The 24,789-nt window shown below is 71.1% G+C and carries 27 protein-coding genes and 3 tRNA genes; 20 read left to right on the top strand and 10 right to left on the bottom strand.

All coding sequences use genetic code 11. The features are described 5' to 3' along the window. Positions 1–7 precede the first annotated feature (7 nt). On the top strand, positions 8–925 hold the full coding sequence (locus EXE59_RS00635; protein WP_135837174.1) for a pirin family protein: 918 nt from the start codon (positions 8–10) through the stop codon (positions 923–925). Between the two features lie 5 nt (positions 926–930). Beyond that, on the top strand, positions 931–1,518 hold the full coding sequence (locus tag EXE59_RS00630) for a DNA-3-methyladenine glycosylase I (RefSeq protein ID WP_135837173.1): 588 nt from the start codon (positions 931–933) through the stop codon (positions 1,516–1,518). 12 nt (positions 1,519–1,530) lie between these two features. On the opposite strand, the gene EXE59_RS00625 is transcribed toward EXE59_RS00630, so the two are convergent. Further along, on the bottom strand, positions 1,531–2,262 hold the full coding sequence (locus tag EXE59_RS00625; protein WP_135837172.1) for a class I SAM-dependent DNA methyltransferase: 732 nt from the start codon (positions 2,260–2,262) through the stop codon (positions 1,531–1,533). A gap of 85 nt (positions 2,263–2,347) precedes the next feature. Between EXE59_RS00625 and EXE59_RS00620 the strand changes: the two genes are divergently transcribed. The 7 genes from EXE59_RS00620 to EXE59_RS00590 all read left to right on the top strand — a co-directional run bounded on the left by EXE59_RS00620 (position 2,348) and on the right by EXE59_RS00590 (position 6,207). Then, positions 2,348–3,763 carry an amidase gene (locus EXE59_RS00620; RefSeq protein ID WP_135837171.1) on the top strand — a complete coding sequence of 472 codons (1,416 nt, stop codon included), beginning with the start codon at positions 2,348–2,350 and terminating at the stop codon, positions 3,761–3,763. A gap of 58 nt (positions 3,764–3,821) precedes the next feature. Then, a tRNA-Thr gene (locus tag EXE59_RS00615) sits at positions 3,822–3,894 on the top strand. Between the two features lie 37 nt (positions 3,895–3,931). Beyond that, positions 3,932–4,008, top strand: a tRNA-Met gene (locus tag EXE59_RS00610). Between the two features lie 53 nt (positions 4,009–4,061). After that, positions 4,062–4,232: a 50S ribosomal protein L33 gene (gene rpmG / locus EXE59_RS00605; RefSeq protein WP_135837170.1), complete on the top strand. Its 171-nt coding sequence runs from the start codon at positions 4,062–4,064 to the stop codon at positions 4,230–4,232. Positions 4,233–4,341: 109 nt separating this feature from the next. Next, complete coding sequence (locus EXE59_RS00600; protein WP_135837169.1) at positions 4,342–4,755, top strand: FAS1-like dehydratase domain-containing protein; 414 nt, start codon at positions 4,342–4,344, stop codon at positions 4,753–4,755. Next, entirely contained in the window at positions 4,752–5,165 is a 414-nt protein-coding gene (locus EXE59_RS00595) for a MaoC/PaaZ C-terminal domain-containing protein (protein WP_210428837.1), read from the top strand. The genes EXE59_RS00600 and EXE59_RS00595 overlap by 4 nt, the downstream gene beginning before the upstream one ends. Beyond that, on the top strand, positions 5,158–6,207 hold the full coding sequence (locus EXE59_RS00590) for a UDP-N-acetylmuramate dehydrogenase (RefSeq protein WP_135837168.1): 1,050 nt from the start codon (positions 5,158–5,160) through the stop codon (positions 6,205–6,207). Before EXE59_RS00595 ends, EXE59_RS00590 begins: the two co-directional genes overlap by 8 nt. A gap of 65 nt (positions 6,208–6,272) precedes the next feature. Here the strand turns inward: EXE59_RS00590 and EXE59_RS00585 are convergent, their stop codons facing one another. After that, a complete protein-coding gene (locus EXE59_RS00585; RefSeq protein WP_135837167.1) occupies positions 6,273–7,313 on the bottom strand; it encodes an adenosine deaminase in 1,041 nt (346 codons plus the stop codon). Between the two features lie 128 nt (positions 7,314–7,441). Between EXE59_RS00585 and EXE59_RS00580 the strand changes: the two genes are divergently transcribed. From EXE59_RS00580 to EXE59_RS00555, 6 genes are all read left to right on the top strand, one after another. Continuing rightward, positions 7,442–7,514: transfer RNA gene (locus EXE59_RS00580), tRNA-Trp, on the top strand. A gap of 51 nt (positions 7,515–7,565) precedes the next feature. Continuing rightward, positions 7,566–7,820, top strand: coding sequence for a preprotein translocase subunit SecE (gene secE, locus EXE59_RS00575; protein ID WP_135837166.1), 255 nt, complete (start codon positions 7,566–7,568; stop codon positions 7,818–7,820). Between the two features lie 93 nt (positions 7,821–7,913). Beyond that, a complete protein-coding gene (gene nusG, locus EXE59_RS00570; RefSeq protein ID WP_135837165.1) occupies positions 7,914–8,705 on the top strand; it encodes a transcription termination/antitermination protein NusG in 792 nt (263 codons plus the stop codon). A gap of 194 nt (positions 8,706–8,899) precedes the next feature. Continuing rightward, positions 8,900–9,331: a 50S ribosomal protein L11 gene (rplK, locus tag EXE59_RS00565; protein ID WP_135837164.1), complete on the top strand. Its 432-nt coding sequence runs from the start codon at positions 8,900–8,902 to the stop codon at positions 9,329–9,331. Positions 9,332–9,426: 95 nt separating this feature from the next. Then, the gene (rplA, locus tag EXE59_RS00560) at positions 9,427–10,149 is read left to right on the top strand and encodes a 50S ribosomal protein L1 (protein WP_135837163.1); all 723 of its coding nucleotides are present in this window, start codon (positions 9,427–9,429) and stop codon (positions 10,147–10,149) included. A gap of 134 nt (positions 10,150–10,283) precedes the next feature. After that, positions 10,284–11,150 (top strand): SCO4651 family lipoprotein, encoded by an 867-nt coding sequence (locus EXE59_RS00555; RefSeq protein WP_135837162.1) that lies wholly within the window; start codon positions 10,284–10,286, stop codon positions 11,148–11,150. A gap of 31 nt (positions 11,151–11,181) precedes the next feature. Here EXE59_RS00555 and EXE59_RS00550 read toward each other — a convergent pair whose 3' ends face one another. Then, positions 11,182–12,171, bottom strand: a complete 990-nt coding sequence (locus EXE59_RS00550) for a DnaB-like helicase C-terminal domain-containing protein (RefSeq protein ID WP_135837161.1) — start codon at positions 12,169–12,171, stop codon at positions 11,182–11,184. 288 nt (positions 12,172–12,459) lie between these two features. On the opposite strand from EXE59_RS00550, the gene rplJ reads away from it, so the two are divergent. From rplJ to EXE59_RS00535, 3 genes are all read left to right on the top strand, one after another. Further along, positions 12,460–13,125 carry a 50S ribosomal protein L10 gene (rplJ, locus tag EXE59_RS00545; protein ID WP_135837160.1) on the top strand — a complete coding sequence of 222 codons (666 nt, stop codon included), beginning with the start codon at positions 12,460–12,462 and terminating at the stop codon, positions 13,123–13,125. Between the two features lie 79 nt (positions 13,126–13,204). Then, on the top strand, positions 13,205–13,597 hold the full coding sequence (rplL, locus tag EXE59_RS00540) for a 50S ribosomal protein L7/L12 (protein ID WP_056907137.1): 393 nt from the start codon (positions 13,205–13,207) through the stop codon (positions 13,595–13,597). Positions 13,598–13,742: 145 nt separating this feature from the next. Then, positions 13,743–14,594, top strand: coding sequence for a methylenetetrahydrofolate reductase (locus EXE59_RS00535; protein ID WP_135837159.1), 852 nt, complete (start codon positions 13,743–13,745; stop codon positions 14,592–14,594). On the opposite strand, the gene EXE59_RS00530 is transcribed toward EXE59_RS00535, so the two are convergent. From EXE59_RS00530 to EXE59_RS00510, 5 genes are read right to left on the bottom strand one after another with little or no spacing between them, the layout of a single operon-like run. Continuing rightward, on the bottom strand, positions 14,591–15,247 hold the full coding sequence (locus EXE59_RS00530; RefSeq protein ID WP_135837158.1) for a DUF1638 domain-containing protein: 657 nt from the start codon (positions 15,245–15,247) through the stop codon (positions 14,591–14,593). The genes EXE59_RS00535 and EXE59_RS00530 overlap by 4 nt on opposite strands. Beyond that, complete coding sequence (locus EXE59_RS00525; RefSeq protein ID WP_135837157.1) at positions 15,180–17,168, bottom strand: ASKHA domain-containing protein; 1,989 nt, start codon at positions 17,166–17,168, stop codon at positions 15,180–15,182. Before EXE59_RS00525 ends, EXE59_RS00530 begins: the two co-directional genes overlap by 68 nt. A 24-nt stretch (positions 17,169–17,192) precedes the next feature. Further along, positions 17,193–18,071 carry a dihydropteroate synthase gene (locus tag EXE59_RS00520; protein ID WP_135837156.1) on the bottom strand — a complete coding sequence of 293 codons (879 nt, stop codon included), beginning with the start codon at positions 18,069–18,071 and terminating at the stop codon, positions 17,193–17,195. Beyond that, positions 18,068–18,733, bottom strand: a complete 666-nt coding sequence (locus EXE59_RS00515) for a corrinoid protein (RefSeq protein ID WP_135837155.1) — start codon at positions 18,731–18,733, stop codon at positions 18,068–18,070. The genes EXE59_RS00520 and EXE59_RS00515 overlap by 4 nt, the downstream gene beginning before the upstream one ends. Next, entirely contained in the window at positions 18,730–19,524 is a 795-nt protein-coding gene (locus EXE59_RS00510) for an IclR family transcriptional regulator (protein WP_168218345.1), read from the bottom strand. Before EXE59_RS00510 ends, EXE59_RS00515 begins: the two co-directional genes overlap by 4 nt. Before the next feature lie 61 nt (positions 19,525–19,585). On the opposite strand from EXE59_RS00510, the gene EXE59_RS00505 reads away from it, so the two are divergent. Further along, the gene (locus EXE59_RS00505; protein WP_135837153.1) at positions 19,586–21,115 is read left to right on the top strand and encodes a trimethylamine methyltransferase family protein; all 1,530 of its coding nucleotides are present in this window, start codon (positions 19,586–19,588) and stop codon (positions 21,113–21,115) included. A 156-nt stretch (positions 21,116–21,271) separates the two neighbouring features. Next, a complete protein-coding gene (locus EXE59_RS00500) occupies positions 21,272–22,072 on the top strand; it encodes a class I SAM-dependent methyltransferase (protein ID WP_246056401.1) in 801 nt (266 codons plus the stop codon). A 10-nt stretch (positions 22,073–22,082) separates the two neighbouring features. Here EXE59_RS00500 and EXE59_RS00495 read toward each other — a convergent pair whose 3' ends face one another. Together EXE59_RS00495 and purU are read right to left on the bottom strand one after the other, a co-directional pair. Beyond that, positions 22,083–23,762, bottom strand: a complete 1,680-nt coding sequence (locus tag EXE59_RS00495) for a formate--tetrahydrofolate ligase (protein ID WP_135837152.1) — start codon at positions 23,760–23,762, stop codon at positions 22,083–22,085. 62 nt (positions 23,763–23,824) lie between these two features. Continuing rightward, entirely contained in the window at positions 23,825–24,691 is an 867-nt protein-coding gene (gene purU, locus EXE59_RS00490; RefSeq protein WP_135837151.1) for a formyltetrahydrofolate deformylase, read from the bottom strand. Positions 24,692–24,789 lie beyond the last annotated feature (98 nt).

The following is a 24,789-nucleotide window of genomic DNA, read 5'->3' as shown; positions in this document are numbered from 1 at the left end:
AGCGACGATGACCGCGCAGATCGACGTGCTCACCTCGCGCGAGGTCCCGCTGGGGGGTCCCCGGGCCATGCGCGTACGCCGCACGCTCCCGCAACGCCACCGCTCGCTCATCGGCGCGTGGTGCTTCGTCGACCACTACGGCCCCGACGAGGTCGAGCACACCGGCGGCATGGTGGTCGCGCCGCACCCGCACACCGGGCTGCAGACCGCCAGCTGGCTCTTCGAGGGCGAGATCGAGCACCGTGACTCCGCCGGCAATCGTGCCGTCGTGCGGCCCGGCGAGCTCAACCTGATGACCTCCGGGCGCGGCATCTCCCACAGCGAGGTCTCGACCGAGGGCACGTCCGTCCTCCACGGCGCCCAGCTCTGGATCGCGCTGCCCGACGGCACCCGCGACACTGACCCCGGCTTCGAGCACTTCGCCCCGCAGGCCGTCCGCGGTCCCGGGTGGGAGGCCCGGGTGTTCCTCGGCTCTCTCCTGGGCGCCGAGTCGCCGGTGGCCACCCACACCCCGCTGCTGGGTGCGGAGGTGATGCTCGCGACCGGCAAGGCCCTCGAGATCGAGGTGGACGAGTCGTTCGAGCACGGCGTGCTGCTCGACGTCGGCGTGGTCGACGTCGACGGCACCGAGCTCAAGCCCAGCGACCTCGCCTACTCCGCCCCGGGCGCTCGTACGCTCACCGTCACCGCCCACGAGGAGGCCCGGCTGCTGGTGCTCGGCGGGCCGCCCTTCGGCGAGCCGATCGTGATGTGGTGGAACTTCATCGGCCGCACCCACGAGGAGATCGTCGGCTTCCGCGAGGAGTGGCAGGAGCAGATCCGTGGCGGCCGGCAGGTCGACGGGCGGTTCGGGGTGGTCGACATCGACATGGACTCGATCCCCGCCCCCGAGATGCCCAACGTCCGGCTCAAGCTCCGGCACTGACCGGCATGGGATCTCCCGCGGTCGTCGGGCCGGACGGCGTCGCCCGCTGCCCCTGGGGTGCCGGCGACCCGGTCAACCTCGCCTACCACGACACCGAGTGGGGGCTGCGGGTCTCCGGTGAGTCCGCGCACCTCGAGCGGCTGACCCTGGAGGCGTTCCAGTCGGGCCTGTCGTGGCACACGATCCTGCTCAAGCGGGACAACTTCCGTGCCGCGTTCGCCGGCTTCGACGCCGACGCCGTCGCGGCGTACGGTCCCCTGGACGTCGACCGGCTGATGGCCGATGCCGGCATCGTGCGCAACCGTCGCAAGGTCGACGCCGCGATCGCCAACGCCCGCGCCACCGTCGCACTGCGCGAGCAGGGCGGGCTCGAGGCGTTCATCTGGTCCTTCCGCCCCGAGCCCGGCCCGGCGCCGCGCACCACCGCCGACGTGCCGACCACCTCGCCCGAGTCGCTCGCGCTGTCCAGGGCGCTCAAGAAGGTGGGGTTCGCCCACGTCGGTCCCACCACTCTGTACGCCCTGATGGAGGCCATCGGCCTCGTCGACGACCACCTCGAGGACTGCCACCGCCGCGGGTGTGCCGACCTCTGACGCGGGTCGGCGTCAGGCGGGCCTGCGCCAGACCGAGACGTGGCTGTCGCTGTCGCTGGTGAAGGGTGCGCCGTGCCAGTCGGCGACGCGTCGCTCGAGGGACATGCCCGCGAGCTGTGCCATCAGGTCGCACTCGGCCGGCCAGATGTAGCGGAAGTTGCTCTGCCCGTACGTCACCGTGCCGTCGTCGTGGCGGCGGTAGTGGTGGGACGTCCCCTGCTGGGTGGTCAGGTCGTAGGTGTCGAAGCCGACGTGACGACGGCCCACGTGGAACGGCACCGCGCTCTGGCCGGGAGGGAACCGCCGGATCCCGGGCACCCCGAGCTCGACGACGAAGCGGCCGCCCGGCGCGAGGTGCCGCGCCGCGTTGGCGAAGCAGGCCACCTGCTCGGCCTGGGTACGCAGGTTGCCGATGCTGTTCCACACCACGTAGACGAGGCCGAACTCGCCCGGCACCCGGGCCGTGGCCATGTCGCCCACCACGACGTCGAAGCCCGGCCGCTTGGCGAGCAGCTGGTCGGCCATCGGCTGCGACAGCTCGATGCCGCTGACGCGCATCCCACGGTCGGCGAGCGGGATCGCGACTCGGCCGGTGCCCACCGCCAGCTCGAGGGCCGGGCCGCCGCCGGCGAGCGCCCCGAGGAAGTCGACTGCCGGGTCGAGGACCTCGGGCGCGAACATGAAGGCCGAGCTCTCGTCATAGCTCGCCGCGGCTTCCGCATCCCACACGTCACTGCTCGTCATGGCCCCACGCTGCCGGCCGAGGCCGAGGGCCACAACCGATTTCACCCCTGCCGCCGCGCGCGACCAGTCCGTAGGCTGCCCCGCTATGACGCGCGTGCACGCCTTCTCCGACGACGCCCTGACCGACCTCGACGCCACCGGGCTCGTGGCGGCGCTCCGGGCGGGGGAGGTCTCGGTGCCCGAGGTGGTCGAGGCCGCGATCGCGCGGACCGAGCGGGTCGACGCGGCCCTCGGCGCGGTCGCGTACGCCGCCTACGACCGGGCTCGCGAGGAGGCGCGGAGCCCGCGCGGCGGCTGGTTCGCCGGGGTGCCGACGTTCGTCAAGGACAACGTCGACGTGGCCGGCATGCCCACCCAGCACGGCAGCGACGCGTTCACCGGGACCCCGCGGCAGGCCGACGGCGACTTCGCGCGGATGTACCTCGCCACCGGGCTGATCCCGCTGGGCAAGACCCAGCTCTCCGAGTTCGGGTTCTCCGGCGCGGCCGACCACGTACGCCTCGGTCCGGTGCGCTCGCCGTGGAACCCCGACCACTACGCCGGCGCCTCCTCAGCGGGGTCCGCCGCCCTCGTCGCCGCCGGGGCGGTGCCGATCGCCCACGCCAACGACGGCGGCGGCTCGATCCGCATCCCGGCGGCCGTCAACGGCCTCGTCGGCCTCAAGCCCACCCGCGGGCGCCTCGCCCAGGACCGGATCATGCGCGACATGCCCGTGCGCATCGTCTCCGACGGCGTGCTGACCCGCAGCGTCCGCGACACCGCAGCGTTCTACCGCGAGGCCGAGAAGGTCTGGCGCAACCCGCTGCTCGCGCCGGTGGGGGGCATCACCCGCCCCGGCCGGGCGCGGCTGCGCGTCGCCGTGGTGACCCGGGGCATCGGCCGCGACTGCAGCCCGGAGGTGCGCGAGCTCACGCTCGCGACGGCCGCCCTGCTGGAGTCCCTCGGCCACCACGTCGAGGAGGTCGAGAACCCGGTCCCGGCGAGCTTCCCCGACCACTTCGTGCGCTTCTGGTCGCTCCTCGCCTACGTCATCGCCAAGCGCGGCCGCAAGGACTACGGCGACACCTTCGACCCCGGCAGGCTCGACAACCTCACCCTCGGCCTCGCCAGGCACGCCGCGCGCAACCTGCACAAGCAGCCGTTCTCGATCGCGGTGCTCCGTCGCTCCCAGCACCTCGCCGCCCGCCACCGGGCGTCGTACGACATCACGCTCACGCCCACCCTCGCCACCGAGACCCCGCGCGTCGGCCACCTGCGGCCGGACCAGGACTACGAGGAGATCATGGCCCGGCTGATGGACTGGGTGGCGTTCACGCCGCTCCAGAACGCCACCGGGGAGCCCGCGATCTCGCTGCCGCTCGCGACCACCGCCGCCGGGCTCCCGCAGGGCATGATGCTGGGCGCCGGACCGGGGCGGGAGGCACGCCTGCTGGGCCTCGCCTACGAGCTCGAGGAGGCGGTCGGATGGCCCCGGATCCAGGGGTCCGGAGAGGCCGGATGAGGCCGTGCCCGAGTCGATTTCTCATCGTGGCAGGGCGTGTGTATCGTTCTCCGTCGTTGCCCCTTTAGCTCAGTCGGCAGAGCGTCTCCATGGTAAGGAGAAGGTCTACGGTTCGATTCCGTAAAGGGGCTCTGGGTCGGGTCTCCTCCGGGAGCCCCCGACCTCCGCGGCGGGGTAGCTCAGGTGGTTAGAGCACACGGCTCATAATCGTGGTGTCGCGGGTTCGAGTCCCGCCCCCGCTACCACCAGTGTCCAGCAAGCTCCACCCCGCACCACCCGCCAACGCAAAGGTTCTCCCATGGCCAGCAAGTCTTCTGACGTTCGCCCCAAGATCACGCTCGCGTGCACCGAGTGCAAGGAGCGCAACTACATCACGAAGAAGAACCGTCGCAACGACCCCGACCGCATCGAGCTGAAGAAGTTCTGCCCGCGCTGCCGCACGCACACGGCTCACCGCGAGACCCGCTGACGCTTCGTCTTCTCCACCTCCGACCCGTCCGAGACCTCGGACGGGTCGTTGTGTGTCCGGGGCGCACCACGCCGTGCGCTGGTGCCTCGCGCCCGGCTAGGGTCGGGGCATGCCTGTCGACCCCTCGCTGGTGGGGCGTGAGTTCCCCGCGCCGGCGCCCCTGACCGTCACGTCCGAGCGGGTCGCCGCCTTCGCCGCGGCCGTCGGCCATCCGGACAGTGCGTCGGGCGCGGTGCCGCCGACCTTCCCGATAGTGCTCGCCTTCGACGCCATGCAGGCGTTCCTCGACGCCGAGCGCATCGACCTGCACCGCATCGTCCACGGCGAGCAGCGCTTCGCCTACGTACGCCCGCTCGCGGTCGGTGACGAGCTCAGCGCGACGCTCACCGTCACCGGCCTGCGCCAGATCGGCGGTGCGGACATCATCGCCACGACCAGCGAGCTCACCGACGCCACCGGCGCCGTCGTGTGCACCGGCAAGGCCACCCTCGTCCACTCGTCCGGAGCGGAGAGCGCCCAGTGACCACCCAGCTCGCCGCCGGCGACGTGCTCGGCCCGTCGACCTTCACGATCACGCGCGCCGACCTCGTCGCGTACGCCGACGCCAGCGGTGACCACAACCCGATCCACCAGGACGAGGACGTCGCCCGCAGCGTCGGCCTGCCCGGCGTGATCGCCCACGGCATGTACACCCTCGCGCTGGTCGGCCGCGCCGTCGCGGAGTGGACCGACGGCGCCGAGGTGGTCGACCTCGGCGCGAAGTTCACCAGCCCCGTCGTCGTGCCCGCCGAGGGCGGTGCCGAGGTGGTCGTGGGCGGCACCGTGAAGTCCGTCGCCGACGGCCTCGTCACGCTCGCCCTCGAGGTGACCTGCGGCGGCCAGAAGGTGCTCGGGATGCCCAAGGCCGTCGTGAAGGACCCGACGGGTGCCTGACCTGCGCGACCACACCACCCTGCGCCTGGGTGGTCCCGGTCGCGAGTGGGTCCGCGCGACGACCGAGCAGGAGCTGGTCGCTGCCGTGGCCGACGCCGATGCGGCAGGCACCCCGGTGCTCGTGCTGGCGGGCGGCTCCAACCTCGTCGTCGCCGACGCCGGCTTCGACGGGCGGGTCGTCCAGGTCGTCACGACCGGTGTGGCCGCGGACGTCGACGACTCCGGCGACCCGTCGTGCTCGGGGGCCACCGTGACGGTGGCCGCGGGGGAGCCGTGGGACGGCTTCGTGGCCACGGCCGTCGAGCGGCGCTGGGTCGGGATCGAGGCGCTGTCCGGCATCCCCGGCTCGGTGGGTGCCACCCCCATCCAGAACGTCGGCGCCTACGGCCAGGACGTCTCCCAGACCGTCGCTCGCGTCCGCGTGTGGGACCGCGTGCTGCGCGGCGTACGCACCTTCGCCGCGAGCGAGTGCGACTTCGGCTACCGCAGCAGCCGGTTCAAGGCCGACCCGGGACGCCACGTCGTCCTCGACGTCACCTTCCAGCTCCGGATGGGCACCCTGGGCGCGCCCGTGGCGTACGCCGAGCTGGCGCGGGCGCTCGGCGTGGCCGAAGGGACGCGGGCGCCGCTCGCCGACGTCCGCGAGGCGGTGCTCGGGCTGCGGCGCGGCAAGGGCATGGTCCTCGACGCGGCCGACCACGACACGTGGAGCGCGGGCTCGTTCTTCACCAACCCGTTCCTCACCCCCGAGCAGGCGGCCGCCCTGCCCGACGGTGCGCCGCGGTGGGAGCAGCCCGACGGGACGTGGAAGTCGAGTGCCGCGTGGCTCATCGAGCACGCCGGCTTCGGCAAGGGCTACACCAGCCCTGCCGCGGGGGAGCGGGTGCGCCTGTCGACCAAGCACACCCTGGCCCTCACCAACCGTGGGGACGCCACCACCGAGGAGCTCCTCACGCTCGCGCGCGAGGTGCGCGACGGCGTGCGCGACCGCTTCGGCATCAGCCTGGTCAACGAGCCCGTGACGGTCGGCTGCTCCCTCTAGGAGATATCTGAGGACGTCCTGGACGGGTTGAGGCCGTTCGCACGTCCACCACGTCCTCAGATGTCTCAGTCGAGCCAGGCGGCGATGTCACGCTTGGCCGCGGCGACGACGTCCGAGGGCGCACGCGAGGCCTCGAACGACATCTCCGCGAGCCGGGCCAGCGTGGCGTCGTCGAGGTCGTGCGCGGCGCGCATCGTGGCGTACTGGCCGGCGAGGCGGGAGCCGAACAGCAGCGGGTCGTCCGCCCCGAGCGCCACCGTCGCACCCGCGGCCAGCAGCTGCGGGAGCGGCACCGACGTCAGGTCGGAGTAGACGCCCAGCGAGACGTTGGAGGTCGGGCACACCTCCAGCGCGACACCGGCGGCGACGATGCGCTCGAGGAGGGCGGGGTCCTCGACGCTGCGTACGCCGTGGCCGAGGCGGTGCGCCCCGAGGCTGTCGAGGCACTGCCGGACGTGGTCGGGGCCGCGCAGCTCCCCGCCGTGCGGGACGAGCAGCAGGCCGGCCTGTCGGGCGATCCGGAACGCGCCCTCGAAGTCGGCCGTGCTGCCGCGGCGCTCGTCGTTGGACAGGCCGAACCCGACCACCCCGCGCCCGGCGTACTGGGCGGCGAGCCGGGCGAGCGTGCGCGCGTCGAGGGGGTGGCGGGTGCGGTTGGCCGCCACGACGACGGCCATCGCGAGGCCGGTGCGCTCGGAGGCGTCGCGCACGCAGTCGAGGACCAGGTCGGTGAAGGCGGTGATCCCGCCGAACCTGGCGGCGTAGCCGCTCGGGTCGACCTGGATCTCCAGCCAGCGGCCGCCGTCACGGACGTCGTCCTCGGCGGCCTCGAGGACCAGTCGGCGCACGTCCTCGGGCGTGCGCAGCACCGAGCGCGCCACGTCGTAGAGCCGCTGGAACCGGAACCAGCCCTTCTCGTCCGCCGCGCTGAGCTGCGGCGGCCAGTCCTCGACGAGCGAGTCCGGGAGCACGACCTGGTCCCGCTCGGCGAGCTCGAGGAGCGTGGCGTGCCGCATCGAGCCGGTGAAGTGCAGGTGCAGGTGGGCCTTGGGCAGGCGCGACACGTCGCGCAGGGGCCGTACGCCGCCCGCCCCCGTTGCCGTCATGCCCCGCATCGTAGGCAGGGGGTGCGACCTCGGTTCGACGCGGGCTGGATCGGCCCCGTATGCTTCCCGAGTGGTGGTTTCGCCACATGCTTCGGCATGCCCCCAGCGATGGGGGTCGGGACCGCCGAAGGGCACTAGCTCAACTGGCAGAGCATCGGTCTCCAAAACCGAAGGTTGGGGGTTCAAGTCCCTCGTGCCCTGCGAGATCACTGCACCAGCAACACGCACAGCAACAACGAGAAGGTGGATGACGTGGCCGACGGCAACGCGGTTCAGGACCGGCGCGACTCGCGCGGCGACGACCGTGGGCGCACCAGCCCCGCCACGTTCCTGCGACAGGTGGTGGCCGAGCTCCGCAAGGTGGTGTGGCCCACCCAGCAGCAGCTGATCACCTACTTCTTCGTCGTGCTGGTCTTCGTCGTCGTGGTGATGGCGATCGTGACGCTGCTCGACCTGGCATTCGGAAAGCTGGTCTTCGAGGTCTTCACCGGCAGCAACACCCAGTGACGACACGGCAGTGACCCACAACTCGTGAATCCCGCCGGGTGATCCCGGCCCCGGTCCCGGAGACCGGGCCCAGCAACGACGTACGGAGTGAACGTGTCTGAGAACAATGACGTGGACCAGGTCGACGACCAGGTCGAGTCCCTCGACGAGGCGACCCCGGAGGACGCCTCCGCGGACGCCGTCGCGGACACCGAGGACGACGCCGTGACCGACGAGGTCGACGGCGACGAGGCCGCCGAGGACGCCTCCGCCGAGGCGGAGGAGAACGACCCCCTCGAGGCGTTCCGCCGCGAGCTGTGGGCCAAGCCGGGCGACTGGTTCGTCGTGCACACCTACTCCGGCATGGAGAAGCGGGTCAAGCACAACCTCGAGAACCGCATCATCTCCCTCAACATGGAGGACTACATCCACGAGATCGTGGTCCCCACCGAGGAGGTCGCGGAGATCAAGAACGGCCAGCGCAAGATGGTCACGCGCACCGTGCTCCCCGGCTACGTCCTGGTCCGCATGGACCTCACCGACGAGTCCTGGTCCGCCGTGCGCCACACGCCGTCGGTCACCGGCTTCGTCGGCCACAGCCACCAGCCCGTGCCGCTGAGCATGAGCGAGGTCGAGGACATGCTCGCGCCGGCCGTCGTGGCCGTCGCCGAGGCCGAGGCCGCCGCCGCGGGCGACAAGGGCTCCTCCACCACGCCGCGCAAGCCGGTCGAGGTCGCCGACTTCGACGTCTCCGACTCCGTCATGGTGGTCGACGGCCCCTTCGCCACGCTCCACGCGACCATCACCGAGATCAACGCAGAGTCGCAGCGCGTCAAGGCCCTCGTCGAGATCTTCGGCCGCGAGACCCCGGTCGAGCTCTCCTTCAGCCAGATTCAGCGAGTCTGACCGCGGAGCGGGCAGAACCGAGCGAGGTCGAGCGAGCGCACGGCTGAGCTCGCGAAGCCGTGACCGCGGGTCGAGACCCAACCTCACGGCTCGATTTCCCGAGCAGGCCGTACAGAAGCGACAATGCAGTAGCGACAACCCGTGGCAGGGGGCATCGGCCCTCGTCAGGACCACACGACAGAAAGTAGAAGGCAATGCCTCCCAAGAAGAAGATCGCTGCACTCGTCAAGGTGCAGCTGCAGGCCGGATCGGCCACCCCGGCCCCGCCGGTCGGTACGGCGCTCGGCCCGCACGGCGTCAACATCATGGACTTCTGCAAGGCCTACAACGCCCAGACCGAGTCCATGCGCGGCAACGTGATCCCCGTCGAGATCACCATCTACGAGGACCGCTCGTTCGACTTCATCACCAAGACCCCGCCGGCCGCCGAGCTCATCAAGAAGGCTGCCGGTCTCTCCAAGGGCTCCGGCGTCCCGCACAAGGAGAAGGTCGGCAAGCTGACCAAGGACCAGGTCCGCGAGATCGCGACCACCAAGCTGCCCGACCTCAACGCCAACGACATCGACGCGGCCATGAAGATCGTCGAGGGCACTGCGCGCTCGATGGGCGTCACGACCGACAGCTGAGCGAGCTCGCGAGCTCAGCAGACAAGCTCCGACCGTGGGAGAGCCGCGCTGGCTCGCCTAAACCACGTCCTTCGCACCAGAGAAACGAGAAGACAATGCAGCGCAGCAAGACCTACCGCGCGGCGGCAGAGCAGTTCGACAAGGACGAGCTCTACGCCCCGCTGGCCGCCATCAAGATCGCCAAGGGCGCCTCCAAGAAGAAGTTCGACGAGACCCTCGACGTCGTCATGCGCCTGGGTGTCGACCCGCGCAAGGCCGACCAGATGGTCCGCGGCACCGTCAACCTCCCGCACGGCACCGGCAAGACCGCCCGCGTCCTCGTGTTCGCCAACGCCGAGAAGGCCGAGGCTGCCCGTGAGGCCGGCGCCGAGTTCGTCGGTGGCGACGAGCTGATCGAGAAGGTCGCCGGCGGCTGGCTCGACTTCGACGCCGTCGTCGCGACGCCCGACATGATGGGCAAGGTCGGTCGCCTCGGCCGCGTCCTCGGCCCGCGCTCGCTCATGCCCAACCCGAAGACCGGCACGGTGACCCCCGACGTCGCCAAGGCCGTCACGGACATCAAGGGCGGCAAGATCGAGTTCCGCGTCGACCGCCACGCCAACCTGCACTTCATCATCGGCAAGGCCTCCTTCACCGAGGTCCAGCTCGCGGAGAACTACGCCGCGGCGCTCGACGAGGTGCTGCGTCTCAAGCCGGCCAGCTCCAAGGGCCGCTACATCAAGAAGGTCACCGTCTCCACGACGATGGGCCCCGGCATCCAGGTCGACCCCAACCGCGTGAAGAACGTCGCGTCCGAGGACGAGGCCGCGCAGGCCTGACCTCCAGGAGCCGCACACGGCCCGGTCGCCCCTCCACGGGGCGGCCGGGCCGTTTGGCTGTGGAACGATCGGGTAGAACGTCCGCAGGCAACCAGCCGCTCGGATCGTCGTACCACTCGTCCCAGGAGACACACATGCGCGTCACGCCCCTCGCCCGCCGCCTCGGCTCCGCCGCTCTGGTGCTGACCCTGGGAGCCGGGCTTGCTGCGTGCAGCGACGACTCCGGCTCCTCCGACTCATCGAGCTCGGCGACCGACACGGGCGCTGACGGGACCGAGGAGTCCACGGACTCCGCGGAGGAGAGCGAGGAGACCGAGGAGTCGACGGAGCCGTCGCTGGCCGAGCTGTCCGCGGCCGACTTCTACCCAGCGGTCATGGGGGCGCTCCAGGACGCCGAGACGTTCGCGTTCGAGACCACCTCCGACACCGCCGGCCAGACGCAGACGATGTCCGGCACGGCGCGCTTCGGCGACGAGGGCATCGCGATGCAGGCCACCGGCACCGGCGCGCAGGCGATGGACATGATCCTGCTGGGCCAGGCGATGTACATGAGGTCGCCCGCCCTCGGCACGGGCGACAAGTGGCTCAAGATCGACCTCAGCGACCCGAGCTCGCTGTTCGGGATGATCGGCAAGGCGACCGACCCCGAGGTCGTGTTCAAGGCGATGGAGGCCCCGAAGAAGCTCGAGCTCGTCGGCGCAGAGGAGGTCGACGGCGTCGAGACCAACCACTACCGGATCACCCTCGACCCCACCCAGTACCTCGAGGCGATGGAGTTCCCCGCCGCGATGGCCGAGATGCTCCCGAAGGAGCTGGTGACCGAGATGTGGGTCGACGCCGACAACCTGCCGCGCAAGTTCGCGCAGACCACCGAGGTCCCGGCGATGGGCGGCGGGCAGCCCACGACCTCGACCACCGAGGGCACCTACTCCGACTTCGGCACCGAGGTCGAGATCGAGGAGCCGCCGGCCAGCGAGGTCACCGAGCAGCCGGGTCTGTGACCGAGGCCGTGTCAGCGTGAAGCGCTGCGCGCTACTCCCGGAAGACCCGCTCGTCGATCAGCTGCTCCTTGACCTCGCTGCCCTCGGGCTCGAAGCGACCCTGGTCGAAGCGGGTCCGGAACTGCAGCACGCCACCGTCGCGGCCGAACCGGTTCTTCTCGATCGTCAGCACGGCGTACTCCCGGAACCGCTCGGCGTTGCCGAGGTCGTAGGTCAGGTGGTGCCGGGCGACGATGTCGAACTTGTTGTTGAGCACCAGGACCACGTCGGCCTCGTAGGCGAGGGCGCTGGACCCGCGCAGGTCGTTGGCGCGCATCCGCTTGCCGGAGCGCAGCGCCTCCTTCTCGGCGGCGGCGATGGCCAGGACCGGGGCGTTGATGTCGATGGCGAGGTCCTTGAGCCCCTCCACGATCTGGGTCGTGCTGGACTCCTCGTCCTCGTGCGTGGACTTCACCTTCTGGAGGTAGTCGACGATCACCAGGGGCGTGGTGCCCGACAGCTCGCGCACGGCCTCGATGGCCGCCTCGATGGCGGAGAGGTCCGTACGCGTGCCGGTCGAGCGGTGCACGAACAGCATCTCGGAGTAGTGCGACACCTTGGTCAGCGCCTCGACGCCGGAGGGCACCGACTCCAGCCGGTGCTCCAGGGAGCTCACCCACAGGTCGTCGAAGATCGACCGGATGCTGTTGACCCGCACCTGGTCGGAGTCGTCGAGCTCGCCGGCCTCCATGGCGATGAGCTTCTGGGTGAGGTCCTCGGCGTCGTGCTCGTAGGAGAAGTAGAGGACGGGGCGTCCGGTCGCGGCGTTGTTTCGCGCGACCTGCAGCGCGAAGGTCGACTTGCCGAGGCCCTGGGGGCCGGCGAGGAGGACGAGTGACCCGGCGCGCATCCCTCCGCCGATCAGCGGGTCGAGGCCCTGGAAGCCGGTCTTCCACACCCGCCCGGCGGCGTTGCGCCCGGTGAGCATGCGTTCGTCGCTGCGGGCCAGGGAGGCCCCTACGGTCATGAGCTGGTGGTCCACGCGACAATGGAACCAGTGAAGGGCCCCCGTCGGGAGCCGATTGCCCGGTTTGCCGGGTCGACCTCGCCGATTTGTCGGGTCCGTGCAGCGGCGCGTACAGTTCCCACTCGAAACCAGAGACCGCAGGTTGTCGTGAGCGCCATGCTCGTGACCGAAGGTCCGCAGCAGCGGGCGGCCGGCGCAGGTGACAGAGCAGAGCGGAACATCCCGCCCCACGCCCTGAGCCTGTGCTCAGGGCGTTCGTCGTCTGTGGGCCCGACGCCGGTGGTCAACCCCGGAAGGAGACCCATGGCGCGGCCAGAAAAGACTGCCGCCGTCGCAGAGATCGTTGAGTCCCTCAACGACTCCGCCGGCGCTGTGCTGACCGAGTACCGCGGGCTCACCGTGAAGCAGCTGCAGGACCTGCGGCGCTCCCTCGGCGAGAACGCCAACTACGCCGTGGTCAAGAACACGCTGGCCAAGATCGCCGCCACCGAGGTGGGCATCGAAGGCTTCGACGACCTGCTGACCGGCCCCACCGCCATCGCCTTCATCAATGGAGACGTGGTCGAGGCCGCCAAGGGTCTGCGTGACTTTGCCAAGGCGAACCCCGCCCTTGTCATCAAGGGTGGAGTCCTGGACGGCAAGCCGCTCGACGCTGCCGAGGTGGCCAAGCTGGCCGACCTCGAGTCGCGCGAGGTGCTCATGGGCAAGCTGGCGGGCGCGATGCTCGCCTCGCTGTCCCAGGCCGTCTACCTGCTCAACGCGCCGATCGCCCAGGCCGCCCGTCTCGCGGGTGCGCTGCAGGCCAAGGCCGAGCAGGACCCCACGATCCTCGCAGGTGGTGCCGGCACGCCGGCTGCTCCCGCTGCCGAGGACGCCCCGGTCGAGGAGGCCGCCCCCTCAGAGGGAGCCGACGAGCCCGAGGCGACCGACGAGGCTGCCGAGCCGGCCGCCGAGTCCACCGACGCCTGAGCCCAGGCCGACGTACACCACCTGAAATCCGGCACGACCGCACCACGCGGGCGGGCCACACACGGAAGGAACCGCCACCATGGCGAAGCTCAGCACCGACGAGCTCCTTGACGCCTTCAAGGAGATGACCCTGATCGAGCTCTCCGAGTTCGTCAAGCAGTTCGAGGACACCTTCGGCGTGACCGCCGCCGCCCCCGTCGCCGTGGCCGCCGCCCCGGCCGCCGGTGGTGCCGCCGGTGGCGACGCCGCCGCCGAGGAGAAGACCGACTTCGAGGTCGTCCTCGAGGCCGCCGGCGACAAGAAGATCAACGTCATCAAGGAGGTGCGCGCCCTCACCTCCCTCGGCCTGAAGGAGGCCAAGGACCTCGTCGAGGCCGCGCCCAAGACGATCCTCGAGAACGTCGACAAGGCTGCCGCGGACAAGGCGAAGGAGGCCCTCGAGGCCGCCGGCGCCACCGTCACCGTCAAGTGACGATCCGCTAGTCGCGCCACGAGGGGCGGTCACCGTGAGGTGGCCGCCCCTCGTTGCCATTTCGGGGTGCGCCACGACTGTCAGCCGGGCCGCGGAGCCACTACAGTGGGGCCACTGGAATGCGCATCACGAAACGAGTTGCTCCATGCGCAACAAGCGAACCACGGCCACACTCGTCCGGCTGCTCGAGAACGCACGCTACGAGGTCCTGCCGACCGCCTCCACGGAGGAGAAGGTCCTCGAGCACGTGCCCCGCGACCGTACGATCACCGTCACGGCCTCGCCCTCCAAGGGGCTGGAGGCCACGCTCGACCTGGCCGAGCGGCTCACCGGTCACGGCTATCCCACGGTGCCGCACCTCGCGGCACGCATGGTCTCCGGTCGCGGCGAGCTGGCCGAGATCGCCGAGCGGCTCCGCGGCAAGGGCATCACGAGCGTGTTCGTCCCCGGCGGCGACGCCGAGGCCGTCGGCGACTACCCCGACGCGCTCGCGCTGCTCGAGGACCTCAGGGACCTGGGCTCGCCGTTCGCCCACGTCGGGATCACCGGCTACCCCGAGTCGCACCCGACGATCCACGACGACCTCACCGTGCAGTCCATGTGGGACAAGCGCCGCTACGCCACCCACATCGTCAGCAACCTCACCTTCGACCCGGCGGTGGTGCGCGACTGGGTGCGTCGGCTGCGCGCCCGCGGCGTCGCGATGCCGCTGCTCCTCGGGATCCCCGGTCCGGTCGAGCGAGCCAAGCTGCTGGGCATGGCGACCCGGATCGGCGTCGGCGAGTCGACCAAGTTCCTCGCCAAGAACAAGGGCCTCTTCGCCCGCCTCGCCGCGCCGGGCGGCTTCACCGGCGAGACGTTCCTGGAGCGGTGCGCGCCGGCGCTCGGTGAGGACGGAGCCATCGTCGAGGGGCTGCACGTCTTCACGTTCAACCAGATCGGCGAGACCGAGGCCTGGCGTACCGACATGCTCGAGCGCCTGCGGGACGGTACCTAGGTACCGGGGGAGACGAGGGCGGCCAGTGCGCGTTCGAGCCCGTGGTCCCCGGTGTCGACGACGGTGAGCGGGAGCCCGATCCTCTCGGCCGCCTGCTGCGCGAGGACGTGCAGCTCGTCGTCGGGCGACTGGGCCAGCCAGACCACGCGCGTGTAGTTGCCGAAGTAGGTGTCGCGCAGCTCGGGGTACCGGTCGAGCCCCATCTCCTTGACCACCGTGCGCGCGAAGGAGCGCACCAGGAAGTCGGTCAGCAGGTAGGTGCCGGGCTGCTCGTCGAAGAACCGCTCGAGCCGCGACGCCCCGGCGTACACGTCGTAGCAGTGCAGGCCGGGGAGCCGCTCGACGGCGAGGTCGCGGCACACCTCGTCGAGGGCGCCGTACGTGCCGCAGTCGGCGTAGCCGATGACGACCCGGCCGTACGACTCCGCGAGCCGCGCCGCCAGGGCCCGCACCTCGTCCGCGATCCGTCCGGGGTGGTTGTGCAGGAGGGGTGGCAGCGGGTGCACGTCGACCGGCCAGCCGCGGCGCTCGACGACGGCGGCGGCCGGCTGGGCGATGGCGCCGCAGGCGACGAGCGCGATCCGCTCAGGAACCGAAGGAGAGCTGCTCGACGAAGGCGTCGTTGAAGTCGGGGCGGTCGGAGAGCTCGACATACGTCACCTCCTCCAGCAGCGCCAGCGCGCCGGCCCGCTCGCGCACGGACAACAGGGCCATCTTCGCGCCCTCGCCGGCGACGTTGCCGGCCGCGACGATCCGCAGCACGGGCAGCTTGGGGACCAGGCCGATGCGGACGGCCGAGGCGGGGGAGAGGTAGCTGCCGAACGATCCGGCGAGCAGCACCTGCTGGACGTCGCGGTGCTCCAGGCCGAGCTGCTCGAGCAGCAGTGACCAGCCGGTGGAGATCGCGGCCTTGGCGAACTGGAGCTCACGGACGTCGCGCTGCGAGAGGTAGACGCACTCCGCGGGCTCGGCGTCAGGGGTGGGGCGGTGCAGCAGGAAGACTCGCTCCTCGCCGACGAGGGCGAGCCGGTCGGCCAGCGCGGGGGCGACCTCCTTGGCGGCCTCGTCGGGCACGAGCCGGCCGGTGGCGTCGAGCAGCCCGATCCGCACGAGCTCGGCCACCGCGTCGACCAGGCCGGAGCCGCACAGCCCGCGGGGCTCGACATCACCGATCACGCCGAGCGTCACCGCCGCGGCTGGGTCCTCCGCGTGCGGGTCGACCTTCACGACCTCGATCGCACCGTCGGCGGCGCGCATGCCGCAGCGGATCGCACCGCCCTCGAACGCCGGCCCGGCCGGGGCGGCCGTGGAGAGCAGCGTCTCACCGTCGCTCAGCACGATCTCGCAGTTGGTGCCGACGTCGATGAACAGCCGGGTGCGCTTGTCGCGGTCCATGCCGGTGGCGAGCATCCCCGCGACGATGTCGCCGCCGACGTAGGCCCCGAGCGCCGGGAAGAAGAACGCCCGGGCCCGCGGGTGCAGGCTCAGGCCGATCTCGGAGGCGAGGACGTCGGGGGGCTGCGCGGACGACATGACGAACGGGGCGACGCCCAGGGGCTCGGGGTCGATGCCGAGGGCCAGGGCGGTCATCGTGGCGTTGCCGGCGACCGCCACCTCGTAGACGTCGTGCGGGTCGACCCCGGCCTCCCGGCACACGCGAGCGGCCAGGTCGGCCAAGGTCTGGCCGGCGGCCCGCTGGAGGCGGCCGAGCGCGTCGGGGTCCATCATCGTGGCGCTGATCCGGGTGATCACGTCACCGCCGAAGGGCTGCTGGGCGTTGAGCGCGGAGGCGACGGCCAGCGGGGTGCCGGTGCCGACGTCGAGGAGCGTGCCGACGACCGTGGTGGTGCCGAGGTCGAAGGCGATCGCGTGGCGGACCGCGGTCGTGTCACCCGGCTCCACGTCGACCAGCGCCTCGTCGAGGATGACGGCGGTGACCTTGAAGTCGGCCTGGCGCAGCACGGTCGAGAGCCGGCGCAGCACATGGAGGTCCGCGGTGAGCTCGAGGTCGTCGATCGCGTCGGTCAGCCGGACGAGGTCGGTGCGCTGGTCGGCCAGCGTCGCCTCGGCGAGCTCGACGTAGCGCTTCTGGAGAGCCGGGCGCAAGATCACCTGCCGACCGATGCCGACGGTCGCCGCCTTGGGCCGGGTGGTGAGCGGCGGGACCTCCACGGCCAGGTCACGGGTCGCGTGGAGGAGGCAGCCGAGCCGCCACCCGTCGGCGAGCTGGTCGGGGGTGAAGGTGCGTACGTCGTGGCGGGTGACGGGCACCTCGACGGCGGAGGTGACCTGGATCCGGCACTTGTGGCAGGTGCCGTGGCCGCCACAGGTCGAGTCGATCGCGATCCCGTTCCACGAGGCGGCGTCGAAGACAGTCACCCCGGGCGGGACGCGTACGCCTCGTGTCGTGGGCGGGACCGCCGCGCCGTCCTCGGCGGTGCTGTGGACCGTGAAGGCGAGGTCGACGCGACCAGTGCCGTCGTGGGCGGGCGGGTCGGCGCCCGGCCTCTCGATCAGGCCCTCGCGGGCGACGTCGGCGAGGGAGAAGTCCGGCCCGTCGGGAGGTCGGCTCATCGTGGTGCTCTCACGGGGCCGTCTTCACGCGCCGTCCGCAGCCTGCTTCGCCCGGTGGGCGGAGATCCAGACCATGCCCCAGTCGTCGTGGCCGAGGAAGACGTCGGCGGCCTTGACCGCCTCCACCACCTGGGGCGTGCGGGTGTCCATGATCGCGCTCGTGAGGCCGGAGGTCATCGCCATCGGCAGCCAGGTGCCGTTCAGGGTGTGCCGGCCCGGCATGCCGAAGGACACGTTGGAGGCCCCGCAGGTCATGTTGACGCCGAAGTCGTCGCGGATGCGGCGCATCACCTCGAAGGTCACCAGGCTGGTCGTGGTGTCGGCGCCGATCGGCATGGCCAGCGGGTCGATCACGATGTCGGCCTGGGCGATGCCGTACTCCTGGGTGGCCACGCGCACGATCTTGGCGGTGAGCTCGACGCGCTTGTCGGCCTCCATGGGGATCTCGTCGTGGTCGTTGGGCAGGGCGATCACGGCGGCGTCGTACTTCTTCACCAGCGGGAGGATCGCCTCCATCCGGTCGTCCTCGGCGGTGATCGAGTTGACCAGCGCGCGACCCTGGTAGACCGAGAGCCCGGCCTCGAGCGCCTCGACGACCGAGGAGTCGATGCAGATCGGGAGGTCCGTGAGCTCCTGCACCATCTGGATGGCCTTGGCCAGCAGCTCGGGCTCGTCGGTCAGGGGGACGCCCATGTTGACGTCGAGGACGTCGGCGCCGCCCTCCACCTGGGCCTTGACGTCGCGCTCGATGGCGGAGAAGTCGCCCGCGCGCAGCTGCTCCTGGAAGATCCGGCGACCGGTCGGGTTGATCCGCTCGCCGATGAGGGTGAAGCGGGTGTCGTGCCCGATGGCGACCTCGCGCGAGGCGGAGCGCAGGATCGTGCGCAGCGGCTCCGCACTCATGCGGGGACCTTGGCGCGCTTCGTGTCGAGCAGGCTCTTGGCGCGCTTGACGGTCTGGGAGGCGTCGGCTGCGTAGCCGTCGGCGCCGACCGCGTCGGCGTACTCCTGGGTGACGGGCGCGCCACCGACCATCACGATCACGTCGTTGCGGATGCCGGCCTTCTCGAGGGCGTTCATGTTGGCCTTGAACATCGGCATGGTGGTGGTGAGGAACGCCGAGAAGCCGACGATGTCGGGCTGGTGCTCCTCGATGGCGGCGACGAACTTCTCCGGTGCCACCTGCACCCCGAGGTCGATCACCTCGAAGCCGGCTCCCTCGAGCATGATGTTGACGAGGTTCTTGCCGATGTCGTGGACGTCGCCCTTGACCGTGCCCATGAGGAACTTCCCGACGGTCTCCACGCCGGTCTCGGCGAGGAGGGGCCGCAGCCGTTCCATCGCGCCGGCCATGGCCCGTCCGGCGATGAGCATCTCGGGGACGAAGAAGTCACCGCGCTCGAAGCGGGCCCCGACCTCCTCGAGGGAGGGGATGAGCGCGTCGAAGAGCAGTGTCTGAGGCTCCATGTCGAGGGTGAGCCCCTCGTTGGTCAGGTCGAGCACGCGTGGTGCGTTGCCCACCAGCGTCTCGTCGTAGAGGGCCTGCAGGATCTCCTCGGGGGTCATGCGACCACCTCCTGGGTGCGAGCGGTGCGGCTGGGTGTCGGACGGGCGGGACCGCGCAGCAGGGAGGACAGCGCGGCGGACTGGTCCAGCAGGCGGTGACCGAGCTCGTCGAGCCGCTGCGCCAGCCGGGGGGTGGGACCGGAGATCCCGAGCGAGGCGACGACGTCGCCGCGGATGCCGAAGACGGGGACGGCGATGCCGGTCAGCCCGATCTCGAGCTCGTCCTCGGTCAGCGCCCAGCCCCGCTCGCGCGAGCGCTCCCCGTCGCGGCGCACGGCCTCGCGGTCGGGAAGGGTCGCCGGCGTCGGCCGCTCGAGCTCGCCCTCGGGGAGGTCGAGCGCGCCCCACGCGAGGAGGGCCTTGCCGAGCGCCGAGCAGTGGGCGGGCACCTCGATGTCGGTCCAGTCGCGGGTGCCGAGCAGGAAGGTCGAGTCGACCTGGGCGACCTGCACGACGCGGTCGCCACGGGTGACGCTGAGGTGCACGGTCTCGCCGGTGTCGGCCCCGAGCACGTCCATGACGGGCCGGGCGAGGCGCACCAGCTCCTCCCACGGGTCGTGCCGCGCGGCGTAGAGCCAGAACAGCCGTCCCGCGACGTAGGACCCGGCCGGGTCGCGCTCGACGAGCCCGGAGCGCTCGAGGGCCGTGAGCAGCCGCGAGGTCGTCGACTTGGCGAGCCCGCTCGCGTCCTGGAGGTCGGCGAACGACAGCGGCTCGTCGGCGTGGACCACCGTGGCGACCAGGTCGGCGGCGCGGTCGAGTGCCCGCGTGCCGGTGGCAGCCTCGCTCACGGCAGCTCCTTCACTGGAGGGGTTCCCACAGGTTCCATGATGTGGAACCGTGTTCCACATCATGAGGCTAGAAGCCGTCGTGAGTCGAGGTCAAGGGCCTCGGGCACGTCGGTTCCCGGCCGCTCCGACCCAGCCGGACCCAGGAGGACCCGTGTTCCGCAACACGATGCCGCGCTACGAGGTGCTGTCCGAGGACGCCATGGCCACCCTGGACCAGGGGTGGCGGCGGCTGATGACCGAGATCGGCGTGGAGTTCATGGACGACCGCGCCCTCGAGCTGTTCCGCAAGGCGGGCCAGCGCGTCGAGGGCAACACCGTCTTCCTGGACCCCGACTTCGTGCTCGAGCAGGTCGCCAAGGCGCCCCGCGAGTTCGACGTCCAGGCGCGCAACCCGGCCAACAACATCCACATCGGCGGGGACTCGATGGCCTTCGGCGCGGTCTACGGCCCGCCGTTCGTGCGGCAGGGGGACGTACGCCGCGACGCCACCATGGAGGACTTCCGCAGCTTCACCAAGCTGGCCCAGTCGTTCGCCGTGCTCGACTCGGCGGGCGGCGTGATCTGCGAGCCCAACGACACCCCGCTCGACAGCCGCCACCTCGACATGACCTACGCCCTGCAGACGCTGACCGACAAGGTCTACATGGGCAACGTCGTCTCCGGGGTCAATGCGGCCGACACGATCGCGATGTCCTCGATCCTGTTCGGCTCCCGCGAGGCGATCGAGGAGACGCCGGCGACGATCTCGCTCATCAACTGCAACTCGCCCCTGCGCTGGGACGACCGGATGCTGGAGGCGCAGTTCGAGTACTCCGGTGCGGGCCAGCCGGTGGTGCTGACGCCGTTCATCCTGATGGGCGCGATGTCCCCGGTCACCATCCCCGCCGCGCTCGTGCAGCAGATCGTGGAGGCCCTGTCGGGGATCGCGCTGTCCCAGCTGATCCGGCCCGGCACGCCGGTGATCTTCGGGTCGTTCCTCTCCAACATCGACATGCAGTCGGGCTCCCCGACCTTCGGCACGCCCGAGTCCGGGCTCGGCCTGCTGTGCACCGGCCAGATCGCCCGGCACTTCGGCCTGCCGTTCCGGACCGGCGGAGGGCTGACCTCCTCGCAGGTCGCCGACGCCCAGGCCGGCTACGAGGCGCTGATGACGCTGATGCCGACCTTCCTCGCCGGGGCCAACTGGGTGATGCACTCGGCCGGCTGGCTGGAGGGCGGCCTGGTCGCGGGCTACGAGAAGTTCATCGTGGACGTCGAGCTGCTCCAGATGCTGCGCCACGAGTTCACGCCGCTGGAGATCGACGAGGCGTCGATGGCGTTCGACGCCCACCAGGAGGTCGGCCACGGCGGGCACTTCCTCGGCGCCATGCACACCATGGAACGCTTTCGCACCTGCTTCTACCGGCCGCTGCTGTCGTCCTCGGAGAACTACGAGCGCTGGATGCGCAACGGCGGCAACGACGCCAACGACCGCGCGACCGTGGCCTATCAGAAGACGCTGGAGGAGTACGAGCAGCCGGACCTCGACGACGCGGTCCGCGAGGAGCTCGAGGAGTACGTCATCCGCCGGCGGGCCGAGCTCGGCGACTGACGGACGGACCGCCGACGGCGTTGGTGGCACTGCCGCGAGCGAGCCGCGCTGCCCCAGAGGTCGCGCTCAGTGGGGAACCAACGGCAGGCGGACTGCGGCCGAAGGGATGCCGCTGGTTCCCCACAGCCTCCCGGGCCGGCGGGAGATGATCGATGCGTGCCAGACGAGACGCCGCTGCGGATGACGTTCGACTCGGCCGCCGAGCTCTACCAGCAGGCGCGTCCCGACTACCCGGACGAGCTGTACGACGCCGTCGTGGGCGCAGCCGGGTTGAACAGCAGGGCGCGGCTGCTCGAGGTCGGCTGCGCGACGGGGAAGGCGACCCTGCCGCTGGCTCGTCGCGGCTTCCGCATCACGTGCGTGGAGCCTGGGCGGGCGCTCGCCGAGCTCGCTCGGGCCAACCTGGCGGACTTCCCACAGGTCGAGGTCGTCGACGGCACGTTCGAGGACCTCGACGCGTCCACGCAACCGGCGTACGACCTGGTCGTTGCTGCCACCTCCTGGCACTGGATCGACCCCGCGGTCCGCTACCGGCGGGCATGGGAGCTGCTGCGCCCGGGAGGGCACCTGGCGTTCTGGAGCGCGACACACGTCTTCCCGGCCGGCGGGGACGCGATCTTCCACGACCTGCAGGTCGTCTACAACGAGATCGGCGAGGGGTTGCGCGAGGATGTGCCGCGCCCCGCGCCGGGCGAGCTGCCCGAGCAGCGCGAGGAGATCGAGAGCAGCGGACTGTTCGACACGGTCCTGGTACGGCACTTCGACTGGGAGCTCGACTACGACGCGGACGGCTATCTCCGGCTGCTCGACACCTTCTCAGGGCACATCGCCATGCAGCGGTGGCAGCGCGACCGCCTCCACTCGGAGGTCCGGCGCCTGCTCGCCGAGCGCGAGGACGGGCGGCTCCGCCGCGGGTGGGGCGCCGTCCTCCACGTGGCGCGGCGGCGCGATGCCTGACTGCTACGCGTCAGCTGAGCCCGAGGATCGTGCCGTCGTCGGCGAGGTCGATGCGCGCCGCCGAGGGGTCGCGCGGCAGTCCGGGCATGGTCATCATGTCGCCGCAGACCACGACCACGAACCCGGCGCCGGCGGAGAGGCGCACTTCCCGCACGTGCAGCTCGTGCCCCGACGGAGCGCCCAGCGAGGCGGGGTCGGTGGAGAACGAGTACTGGGTCTTGGCGACGCAGACGGGCAGGCTGGAGTAGCCGTCGCGCTCGATGCGCTGGAGCCGGCGCCGGGCCTTGGCGTCCCAGGTCACCAGGCCCGCCCCGTAGAGCCGGGTGGCGATGGCCTCGACCTTCTCGGTGAGCGTGAGGTCGTCGTCGTAGGTGAAGGAGAACTCGTACGGGGAGGGCTCGTCCAGTGCCGCGAGCACGCCCTCGGCGAGGCCCTTCGCGCCGTTGCCGCCGTCGGCGAAGTGGGTCGCTGGGAAGGCGCGTACGCCCTCCTCGGCCACGAGCGCGACGACCCGGTCCACCTCGAGGTCGGTGTCGGTGGGGAAGCGGTTGACGGCCACCACCGCGGGGATGCCGTAGACGTCGCGGATGTTGGCGAGGTGGCGGCGCAGGTTGACCATGCCGGCCTCGACGGCGGCGACGTCCTCGCGCCCGAGGTCCTCCAGCGCCACCCCGCCGTGGTACTTCAGGGCGCGTACGGTCGCGACCACGACGGCCACGTCGGGACGCAGGCCGGACTTGCGGCACTTGATGTCGACGAACTTCTCCGCGCCGAGGTCGGCGCCGAAGCCCGCCTCGGTGACGACGATGTCGGCCAGCCGCAGTCCGGCACGGGTGGCCATCACCGAGCTGCAGCCGTGCGCGATGTTGGCGAACGGCCCGCCGTGGACGAAGGCGGGGGCGCCCTCGAGCGTCTGGACCAGGTTGGGTGCGAGGGCGTCGCGCAGCAGGGCCGCCATCGCACCCTCCGCACCGAGGTCGCGTGCGGTCACCGGCGCCATCGCGCGGGTGTAGCCGATGACGATGTCGCCGATGCGCCGCTTGAGGTCGGCCCACGACTCGGTGAGGCAGAAGATCGCCATCAGCTCGGAGGCCACCACGATGTCGAATCCGTCCTCGCGGGGGAAGCCGTTGACGTGTCCGCCGAGCGCCACCACGACCTCGCGCAAGGCCCGGTCGTTGGTGTCCACCACGCGCTTCCACGTCACGCTGCGCACGTCGATGTCGAGCTCGTTGCCGTGGTGCACGTGGTTGTCGATGAGCGCGGAGAGCAGGTTGTTGGCCGCCGCGATGGCGGCGAAGTCGCCGGTGAAGTGCAGGTTGATGTCGGTCATCGGCACGACCTGGCTCCAGCCGCCACCGGCGGCGCCGCCCTTCATGCCGAAGACCGGCCCCATCGACGGCTCGCGCAGGCACGCCATGGACCGGTGGCCCAGGCCGTGGAGCGCGTCGGTCAGCCCGACGGTGGTGGTGGTCTTGCCCTCGCCGGGCGGGGTCGGGGAGAGGGCGGTGACCAGGACGAGCCGGCCGAGCGGGCGGTCGGCGAGCGAGGTGAGGTAGCCGACGTCGACCTTGGCCTTGTAGTGCCCGTAGGGGACCAGGTGCTCCTCGTCGATGCCGAGCGTCTCCTCGGCGATCTCGCGGATGGGCCGCAGGACGGCGGCGTTGGCGATCTCGATGTCGGACTGCATGGCGGGCTCCTGGCGGGCGGCGGACTGTGGCGGGCGGTGGGGTGGCGGCTGGTCCCGTCGTCTCAGCGGAAGACGACGGTGCGCTCGCCGTTGAGCAGGACCCGCGACTCGCTGTGCCAGCGCACTGCCCGGGAGAGCACCTGCGCCTCCACGTCGCGTCCTGCCGAGACGAGCTGGTCCTGGTCGTAGCCGTGGTCCACGCGCAGGACGTCCTGCTCGATGATCGGTCCCTCGTCGAGGTCGCCGGTCACGTAGTGCGCGGTCGCGCCCACCAGCTTCACGCCACGGTCGAAGGCCTGGTGGTAGGGCCGGGCTCCCTTGAAGCTCGGCAGGAACGAGTGGTGGATGTTGATCGCGCGCCCGGACAGCCGCCGGCACAGGTCGTCGGACAGCACCTGCATGTAGCGCGCGAGGACCACGAGGTGGGTGCCGGTCTCGTCGACGAGCTGCATCAGGCGCGCCTCGGCCTCGGCCTTGGTGTCCGGCGACACGGGGACGTGGTGGAAGTCGATGCCGTACGAGCGGGCGAGCGCACCGGCGTCTGGATGGTTCGACACGATGGCCGGGATCTCGATCTGCAGCGCGCCCGTGCTGGCGCGGAAGAGCAGGTCGTTGAGGCAGTGCAGGTGCTTGGAGACCATGATCAGCGTCCGGTAGGGCGCGGTGGCGGCCCAGAGCTCGAAGGCCATGTCGAAGGGCCCGGCGACCCGTGCGAACGCCTCGCGGAGGTCGCCGGCCTCCGCGGCCGCCTCGGTGACGAAGGCGATGCGCATGAAGAAGCGGTCCGTGAGCCGGTCCCCGAACTGCTGGCTCTCCACGATGTTGGCGCCGCGCTCGACCAGGAAGCCGGACACGGCGTGGACGATGCCGGGACGGTCGGGGCACGAGAGGGTGAGGACGAACTCGGCTCCGGTGGGGCCGTACGACATGGTGTCTCCTGGAGCGGGGGTGATGGGGGCGTCTTGCCAGGCACGCTGTTGCGCTTGACGAAACGCAGTCTGCGATACGCAACAGCGGCTGCGCTAGT

This window comes from Nocardioides eburneiflavus, assembly GCF_004785795.1.
Lineage (GTDB): Bacteria > Actinomycetota > Actinomycetes > Propionibacteriales > Nocardioidaceae > Nocardioides > Nocardioides eburneiflavus.
Note: the sequence above shows the minus strand (reverse complement) of the source record. Positions and strands in the feature narration are given on the sequence as shown.

Bases quoted from the DNA above. Each gene is read 5' to 3' on its own strand.
- EXE59_RS00630 (WP_135837173.1), top strand. From the start codon at position 931: ATGGGATCTCCCGCGGTCGTCGGGCCGGACGGCGTCGCCCGCTGCCCC.
- rplA (WP_135837163.1), top strand. From the start codon at position 9,427: ATGCAGCGCAGCAAGACCTACCGCGCGGCGGCAGAGCAGTTCGACAAG.
- purU (WP_135837151.1), bottom strand. From the start codon at position 24,691: ATGTCGTACGGCCCCACCGGAGCCGAGTTCGTCCTCACCCTCTCGTGC.
- EXE59_RS00515 (WP_135837155.1), bottom strand. From the start codon at position 18,733: ATGACCCCCGAGGAGATCCTGCAGGCCCTCTACGACGAGACGCTGGTG.
- rplK (WP_135837164.1), top strand. From the start codon at position 8,900: ATGCCTCCCAAGAAGAAGATCGCTGCACTCGTCAAGGTGCAGCTGCAG.
- EXE59_RS00600 (WP_135837169.1), top strand. From the start codon at position 4,342: ATGCCTGTCGACCCCTCGCTGGTGGGGCGTGAGTTCCCCGCGCCGGCG.
- EXE59_RS00495 (WP_135837152.1), bottom strand. From the start codon at position 23,762: ATGCAGTCCGACATCGAGATCGCCAACGCCGCCGTCCTGCGGCCCATC.
- EXE59_RS00555 (WP_135837162.1), top strand. From the start codon at position 10,284: ATGCGCGTCACGCCCCTCGCCCGCCGCCTCGGCTCCGCCGCTCTGGTG.
- EXE59_RS00535 (WP_135837159.1), top strand. From the start codon at position 13,743: ATGCGCAACAAGCGAACCACGGCCACACTCGTCCGGCTGCTCGAGAAC.
- EXE59_RS00525 (WP_135837157.1), bottom strand. From the start codon at position 17,168: ATGAGCCGACCTCCCGACGGGCCGGACTTCTCCCTCGCCGACGTCGCC.
- EXE59_RS00625 (WP_135837172.1), bottom strand. From the start codon at position 2,262: ATGACGAGCAGTGACGTGTGGGATGCGGAAGCCGCGGCGAGCTATGAC.
- rpmG (WP_135837170.1), top strand. From the start codon at position 4,062: ATGGCCAGCAAGTCTTCTGACGTTCGCCCCAAGATCACGCTCGCGTGC.
- EXE59_RS00585 (WP_135837167.1), bottom strand. From the start codon at position 7,313: ATGACGGCAACGGGGGCGGGCGGCGTACGGCCCCTGCGCGACGTGTCG.
- EXE59_RS00530 (WP_135837158.1), bottom strand. From the start codon at position 15,247: ATGTCGAGCTCTCCGACCGCCCCGACTTCAACGACGCCTTCGTCGAGC.
- EXE59_RS00505 (WP_135837153.1), top strand. From the start codon at position 19,586: ATGAGGCTAGAAGCCGTCGTGAGTCGAGGTCAAGGGCCTCGGGCACGT.
- EXE59_RS00520 (WP_135837156.1), bottom strand. From the start codon at position 18,071: ATGAGTGCGGAGCCGCTGCGCACGATCCTGCGCTCCGCCTCGCGCGAG.
- EXE59_RS00620 (WP_135837171.1), top strand. From the start codon at position 2,348: ATGACGCGCGTGCACGCCTTCTCCGACGACGCCCTGACCGACCTCGAC.
- EXE59_RS00635 (WP_135837174.1), top strand. From the start codon at position 8: ATGACCGCGCAGATCGACGTGCTCACCTCGCGCGAGGTCCCGCTGGGG.
- rplL (WP_056907137.1), top strand. From the start codon at position 13,205: ATGGCGAAGCTCAGCACCGACGAGCTCCTTGACGCCTTCAAGGAGATG.
- rplJ (WP_135837160.1), top strand. From the start codon at position 12,460: ATGGCGCGGCCAGAAAAGACTGCCGCCGTCGCAGAGATCGTTGAGTCC.